Raw genomic sequence first — 7,181 nt, forward strand, 5'->3', positions numbered from 1 at the left:
CGATTCCACCCCCGCGGCCACTCGACGGGCTACCAGCCGCGGAAGCGATCATGCCGTCAACACAGCGTCCTCGCAGAGAATTGAGCAACAGAGTCGTCACCACACGCAAAGACGCCCTCCGACTTGCTGCACCAGCCCCGGATTCCGACCAGGCATCCGGTGAGCATCCCGCGTCCGTCCCGTAAACGGCGCCGCCTGTCCCGGCCGGCCAGGCCGAACAGCCACGCCGCCAGCGACGGACTCCGTCGACGCCGTCCAACCAGTAGGCGCTGGTGAGCTGAGCGAAGACCACGCCGTCTCCGTCGTCCCTCACAGTACTCATGCCGGGCCAACGAGCGACCCAGCAACGCGCTACGCCGCCGCCCGCCAGCCGATAATGCCGGTCCGCGGCGGCCGGGTGGGCAGGGAGCCTGTCGGACGTGGGAACGGGACTGCCCCCTCACCGACGAAGCGCACCACGGTGCGTCCCCGGTCATCGGCCCAGGGTGGCCCAAGCAGGTGAATCCGCGCTTCCCGGCCGTCCGGGAGACGCAGCCGAGCCTCCACCCCGCGTTCGACCGAAGCCGCGATCTCTGCGGGGACACCGCGCAGGATGCCACCCCACGCAGGCTTCCCCTCAGGGGAGAACGCCCCGAGCTCAGCGCGGATCTCGATCTGCTGCCCGCCCACGAGCAGCAGAACAATCGTCTCGGACGTGGCCACATTTCCATCCTGCCCTGGCCAGTGCCCAGTCGAGGCGGTGGGGGGCCGAACACGAAGTCCTCGAGCATCCCCAACGCAAGGATCAAAGCCATCATCAGCGCGGGCAAACACAGAGCTATGAGGGCCACAGTGCTTCCCAAGGGATGAGGTGCCGGGCTCTATCAGGCCGCACCTGGCTGGGGCTGCGAGATCTCTCGTAGTTGGAGCGAACGATTCCTTTCCACGCTGTTCGGTCTCGTGGGGTCGGTGAGAACGACCACGTCACAGCCCTCAGTGTGGAGCCGAATGGTGTATGGCGCACGCCGGGATTGCGCTCGTGCAGGGCCGCGGGCGAGCGGTCAAGAGCCGTGACTGCGCAGGCTCACTCCGCCTGCCGGCACTTACCTTCCGTCGCTGAGCCCGTCTCCCGCCGCCTGTGGAGCGATCGGCGCCCGTCACCCGCGTGAGTGCGGTCTTCCTCGGATGGAGGAAGGCGTGGCTGGCTCGGTTGGCCAGCGTGGGGCGCAGCCCGGAGGATGAGGAGCAGGGCGCTGCCCTTGGTTTCTGCCCGGCTCGGGAGGATCGCGGAGTGGTTTACATGCTGTGGGCGGCTGGCAGGGCGGCGTGGGTGCTTTATCCTTTCTGGCCTGGTCGGACCCTGCGCCGTGGATGACGCCTTGGTGGCACAGGCGGCTGCCCGCACACCGGCTGCCCCCCAGGGGTGCGACAGGCATCTGTCCCCGGGCGCACGGTCGGTTAGCGTCGACGCGGACGGTGTCACGCTGTCCGGGTTGATCAGTGAGCCCGCGGAGGGTTCTGCTCGTGCGGTGATCGTTGCACTGCACGGCGCGGGGATGAATGCCGGGTACTTCGATGGCCAGGCGCACCCGGATGTGTCCTTGCTGGCGCTGGGTGCCCGCTTGGGCTACACGGTGCTGGCCCTGGACCGCCCCGGCTACGGTGCGTCATCCGGCTGCCTTCCCCGCGGGCAGACGCTGACCGCGCAGGCCGCGACCGTGCAGGCCGCCATAGCCGCCTTCACGGCCCGCCACGCGCCCGGCGCCGCCACCGTGCTGCTGGGGCATCGGGGCCAAGGTCGCCTTCGCCGTCGCCGCGGACCGCGGTGTGCGGAATCTGCTGGGCGTGGATGTCTCGGGGTGCGGGCGCAGGCTCGCCGTGAACCCCGGACTGACCGAGGCGAGGCTGGGCCTGCGGCGGTTGAACTGGGGCCCCCTGGGCTTGTATCCGGTGGAGACCTTCCGGGTCAGCCGGTCCGTGGTGGCGCCGATCCCTGAGCCCGAGGCCAGCACGGTGGAGGGCTGGACGCGGCTGTCGGTTGCGATCCTGCCGCGCGTCCGGGTCCCCGTACGGCTGACCTTCGCCGAGCATGAGGCGTGGTGGCGCCACGACGATGACGAAATCGCGGACCTGACCGCGTGGCTGTCCGCAGCCCCGCGCATCGTCGTCGACCGTCTGCCTCACGCCGGCCACAACATCAGCCTCGGCTTCACCGCCCGCGCCTACCACCTCAAGGCCCTGGCGTTCGCCGAGGAGTGCCTGGCCCACGCGCGGCACGACACCCCGGTGACCGTGTTGCCAAGAGACTCTGTTCGGCAGTGAGGCAGGGGAACGCGTGTGTCCAGAGCGTTCAGGAACTCGGGGACACGCCATGTGATCAAGGCTCCTTGGCGGGAGAGGTAGAGGCCCACCTGGTCGATGCCGTACGCGTCGTCGTAGTCGAGCAGCAGATACCCGGCAAGCTGCTGCACCGCTGAGGGGTGGATCGTGTGCGGTCGGGTGGTGGCCTTGCAGTCGAGGAGCAGGCCGCCGACGATGAAGTCCGCGTCGGCCCCGCCCAAGTCGCTGCTTCCGGCGAACACCGGCCCGCATACCCGCTGCCGGTCCGGTAGCTGCCTGAGCGGAGCGAAAGGCCCTTCAGCGAGCTCCATCTGTTCTGCGATGTCTTCCAACACGTACGTCGGCACTGCCGCCGTCAGCTGATCCAGGGTGACGCGCGCGTCGGCCAGGGCGAGCACGTTCCGGCGCCGGGAGAAGATGCCATTGCGGTAGACGGCTTCAAAGAACCCCGCCACGTGACACAGCCGGGTCAGCTCCTCCTCACCCAGCCGGGACGCACTGTCCAGGTGAGCCTGAAGGCGAGCCAGCAGCTGGGTGCCAGCCGCACGCAAGGCCATACGCGCCTCAGACCGCAACCGCGTCTCCCGGACCACAACCGAGACTGAGCCGGAGACGGTAGTCGATGGTGTGCCTGGCTGTGTCACGTTCCGTGGACGTCATTTCGACGTGAGTTCGGGAGTCACCTGCGGCTCCTCTGTATGATCAATGTCGGTGAGAATTGATGTCACTGTGCCGCTGTGTCAGCCCTTCAGGGCCTGACACAGCTGGCTGATCGTTGGCGTAGGCGTGTCGGCCATGAGTGCGCTGAGATTGATCACGGCCCCTGGTCGGCGATCTCTGCGTTCGGATGGGGCTGGGCGAGCCGGCGGCGGAGGTCGATCTCTTGACCTTGTGACGGTATGCCGCGAATGCGTTTATATGTGGTGCTCAGCCGGATACTCGTGTGGACGGACGCTGAAACGGTATGGAAGGCACGGCGGGCACAGCGCGACCGACCAGAAGGCCGAGACCGCGCGGGCACCCGAGGCCGGACCGGATGAGCAGGTTGAGCGGCAGGCGCCGACACCCCGACGGATCTGCCCAAACGCTCCTGGGGTGCGGTGCTGAAAGGCACCTTGAAGGAGTTCAAGAAGGACGAGCTGGCCGACCGGGCCGCGGCGCTGACCTACTACAGCATTCTGGCCCTGTTCCCGGCGCTGCTGGCACTGATCTCGCTGCTCGGAGTCGTCGGGCAGTCGGTGTCGCAGCAGGTGCTGGACAACATCCAGAACCTCGCCCCGGGCGCGGCGCGGGACGTGCTGAGCAATGCGGTGCAGCAGATGCAGGGCAACGCCGGGATCGGCTCGGTCATGGCGATCGTGGGACTGCTGCTGGCGGTGTGGTCGGCCTCCGGCTATGTCGCCGCGTTCATCAGGACGGCCAACGCGGTCTACGACGTCCCGGAGGGCCGCCCGGTGTGGAAGGTGCTGCCCGTCCGCGTCGGCGTGACGGTGGTCCTGATGGTCCTGGCCGTGATCAGCGCGGTGATTGTCGTGTTCACCGGCGGCCTGGCCCAGGAAATCGGCGCCGCGCTGGGCGTCGGCGACACGGCACTGACGGTGTGGTCCATCGCGAAGTGGCCGGTGCTGATCGTCCTGGTCACGACCATGATCGCGATCCTGTACTGGGCGACGCCGAACGCGAGGGTGCGCGGCTTTCGCTGGATCACACCGGGCAGTTTCCTGGCACTGGTGATCTGGATGATCGCCTCGGCCGGATTCGCGCTGTACGTGGCGAACTTCGCCTCCTACAACAAGACCTACGGCACCTTCGCCGGCGTGATCATCTTCCTGGTGTGGTTGTGGATCACGAATCTGGCGATCCTGCTGGGCCTGGAGTGCGATGCGGAGCTGGCCCGCGAGCGCGCAGTGGCGGGCGGTCACCCGACCGAGGAGGAGCCGTACGTCGAGCCGCGCGACACCCGGAAGTGGGACGAGGAGGATCGCCGCCGTCTTGAATCGTGACTGAGACGAAGGAGCACCGCCGGGGCCTGCTCCAGGGGCGCTTCGTGGGTCCCGGCGGCGGGGGGCCGGATCGATCACGGCATCGGTGTGGTGGGGCCTTGGACGGGAAGTCGGTTGGCTTATGGGGACGATGGCGGATCTGCACGACGGGGATCGCCTGCTGGCCAGACGGGCGATCGGGTGGGGGCCGCCCTGGGTGCGGCGGGTCTCGCCCGCGGTGCAGGAGGCGGCCGAGCACACCAAGCTGTGGTGGGCGACGGCCGCAGCGATGGTCGCGTTCGGTGGGTGGCGGGGTCGTGCGGCCGCAGCTGCGGGGGTGGCGGCCATGGCGACGGCCCAGGTGCTGTCCAACGCGGTCGTCAAGCCGCTGTACCGGCGGCGGCGCCCGCCACAGGAATGGGTCCCGCCGGAGGAACTTCAAGAGCGCCCGGACAGCTCCTCCTTCCCCTCTGGGCACACCGCCGCGGCATTCGCCTTCGCTGGTGCCGTCGCACCGGTGTGGCCGGCCGCCGGTGCCGCCTGTGGGGTGTCGGCGGTGCTGGTGGCCGCGGAGCGTGTGCACAGCGGTGCCCACTACCCATCCGACGTGGCCGCCGGCGGCGGGATCGGGCTGGCCGCAGCCGCCCTGATACGGGGCGCACCGCATCTGCCGCGGCGGCGTTGGTTCGCCGGGTGAGGCGCTGATGAGGGGTACCTGGACAGCCGACCGGATCAAGTTGACGAAGGGCAGGTGAGCAGCCATGACAGCAGACAGCGCCCACCGCACCGATGCCGGAACGCAGGAACCAGTGGGCGACCTGGTCCAGCGTGCCTCGCAGCGGCGTCGTCAAGTTGTTGGTGTGGCGGGTGGGTTGGGGTGTGTGGAGGGTGGGGGTGGCCCGAGGGAGCGTCCCCGATCAGCTGGTCGTGGCCATGCCAGTGACGGTCTTCCAGAGGAGGAATCAGCAGCGGCGGCCGGACCCAGCAAGCCTCCCACTCCAGCCGCTCCATGTCCTGCACGGCCGGCAAAACCCGGTGCGGATACGCCAGGTGTCCGCACCGCTCGTGTGACCGGACCGCAGCCGCGCCGAACAGCCCAAGCGAGCGGGTCTGGTTCGGCCGGCCGCTGTGGGATATGGAGCTGGCTGACGCCGACGCGTACTTCGGCAAGGTGCTGCGAAGTTCCCCCAGGGGCACCAGGCAGGCACGATCACGTTCGCACATTCGGCTACCTGAGGCTTCTCCTATTCGGCACCGCCTGAGCGGACTGACAGTGATCAGCTTGTCCGCCCGTCGACAGGCTGGGGGTGTTGCTGGAGCCCATCCCACGCTGCGGGCATATCGGCGGGATCGAGTACTTGCCAGAAGGGATGTGCCACGATCTTGCCGACGAGTTCGGCTGACCGTGCCCGGAGCCGGGCGATGTTCGCGGCATCGTCTGAGTCCCAGCCCTCGGAGGGAAGTCGGGGCGGGGGACGCCACGTGCTCTCATGGGGCTCCTGTATATCCCTTGAATTGGCCGGCCACGGCAGCTTGCTGCAGAGTTCCCTCAGGGTGCTGTGGATCTGGTCCAGTTCGCCCTGGGCCGCGACTAAGTCTTGAGGGTAGCTGTAGGGCCTTGTTCCCGGAGTGGTCGTACGTGTTTGCCGCGAGCCCGCGGTCCGTCGATATCGTTCATGCCGTGACGGGCGGCGGAGTGTCTTCTCCTGCGTCATCTCAACATCTCCTGTTCTCGATGTGGCGCAAGTGATATCAACATCACCTGACACCAGCCGAACTCAGCCGGATACGTGGCACGACCTTCGACCATGTAAAGCAGCTGAAGCGTCCAGGGGCCTACTGGCTCGCCTGCCCAGATGAGGAGATCTCAGACGTCCTTGGAACTCCTTCACGAGATTTCCACGCGTCAGTCACTACCCGGGGTGTCCGAGCGTGCTGTTTATCCGCGGAAGGTGCGATAGCGGAGGGGAAGCGGCTCTGCCTACGGCTGCCTCACGACCACTTCAGGTTCGGCGCGGGCGCGGTGAAGTGGTGGACAATTTCGCTCTGCACTTGTCGGATCCGGAGCTCCCTGGCCAGGGGCTTGGGAGGGATGTCCCTGCGCAGCCGAACCCGGCGATGCGGACCTTGCGCAGCCCCCGGCGACCGTCGGCCGCAGCTGGGCAGCTCGGCCATGCCCAGTGGAGACGACGAATCGCGAACAACCCCCGAACAAAGCTCAGAGGGCGGGGTTGCTGGCCCTGCGGATCAGGAGCCTCGACGTGTAGGCCCGGTCCGCCCCGGTCCGCCTGGCGGGCTACGAGGACGACCTTGCCGCCCCAGACCTTGCCCAGCGTGGATTGCCACCCATGCTGATCAACGAAGCCACTACCGCCTATGTCTTCGACGACCCGGCGGTGTATCTGTGTGCGGGAACTGACGGCGGCTCAGTCACTTCAGGGCAGACAGTCGGCAGGGCGCCGGTGCCCCCTTGCTTTCCGCAGGCTCCAACGTCGGCCGGATTCTGCACCCCTGGAGCGGATTGCATCACCTGGGGGAGGGCAGACGCTCAGTCGGGAGCCAGCGACCGGAACTGTTTATACGCCGAAAGACGTCGGCTCCGGCCTCGTCCCGGCCCGGCCCGTCCCAAACCGGGGTGCCTCCCGCTCACCCCGGTGCCGGTCAGGGACTGTACGCGAGGAGCCTGCGCGGAAAGGGGAGCCGCATACTCCTCGCGACGGCCACCGCCGTGTCAACGCAGCCCGCGGCGGTGGCCGCCCATATCCCGTGCTGCCAGCAGCACAGTGGCCGTGGCCGGCCGACTATGGGTATGTGTCACGCGTGGCGGGCAGGAGAGCCGGTCGTTTTCACAAGTGCGCCATGTTGCGTGGTGTTTGCCGG

Annotated in this window: 4 protein-coding genes and 2 pseudogenes; 4 read left to right on the forward strand and 2 right to left on the reverse strand. The window is 68.0% G+C overall.

Annotated elements, in window-relative coordinates; translation table 11 throughout:
• Positions 1 to 351: 351 nt before the first annotated feature.
• Positions 352 to 702: a hypothetical protein gene (locus ACZ7NC_RS43890; protein WP_471497675.1), complete on the reverse strand. Its 351-nt coding sequence runs from the start codon at positions 700 to 702 to the stop codon at positions 352 to 354.
• An 833-nt stretch (positions 703 to 1,535) separates the two neighbouring features.
• Here ACZ7NC_RS43890 and ACZ7NC_RS43895 point away from each other — a divergent pair.
• Positions 1,536 to 1,706: pseudogene (locus tag ACZ7NC_RS43895) on the forward strand (alpha/beta hydrolase); the annotation flags it as partial.
• A gap of 100 nt (positions 1,707 to 1,806) precedes the next feature.
• Positions 1,807 to 2,301 carry a hypothetical protein gene (locus ACZ7NC_RS43900; protein WP_471497679.1) on the forward strand — a complete coding sequence of 165 codons (495 nt, stop codon included), beginning with the start codon at positions 1,807 to 1,809 and terminating at the stop codon, positions 2,299 to 2,301.
• Here the strand turns inward: ACZ7NC_RS43900 and ACZ7NC_RS43905 are convergent.
• Positions 2,202 to 2,876 carry a hypothetical protein gene (locus tag ACZ7NC_RS43905; RefSeq protein WP_471497681.1) on the reverse strand — a complete coding sequence of 225 codons (675 nt, stop codon included), beginning with the start codon at positions 2,874 to 2,876 and terminating at the stop codon, positions 2,202 to 2,204. The genes ACZ7NC_RS43900 and ACZ7NC_RS43905 overlap by 100 nt on opposite strands.
• A 361-nt stretch (positions 2,877 to 3,237) precedes the next feature.
• Between ACZ7NC_RS43905 and ACZ7NC_RS43910 the strand changes: the two are divergent.
• A pseudogene (locus tag ACZ7NC_RS43910) lies at positions 3,238 to 4,322 on the forward strand (YihY/virulence factor BrkB family protein).
• Positions 4,323 to 4,452: 130 nt separating this feature from the next.
• On the forward strand, positions 4,453 to 4,998 hold the full coding sequence (locus ACZ7NC_RS43915; protein WP_471497677.1) for a phosphatase PAP2 family protein: 546 nt from the start codon (positions 4,453 to 4,455) through the stop codon (positions 4,996 to 4,998).
• Positions 4,999 to 7,181 lie beyond the last annotated feature (2,183 nt).

This window comes from Streptomyces sp. NPDC111802, from assembly GCF_055634335.1.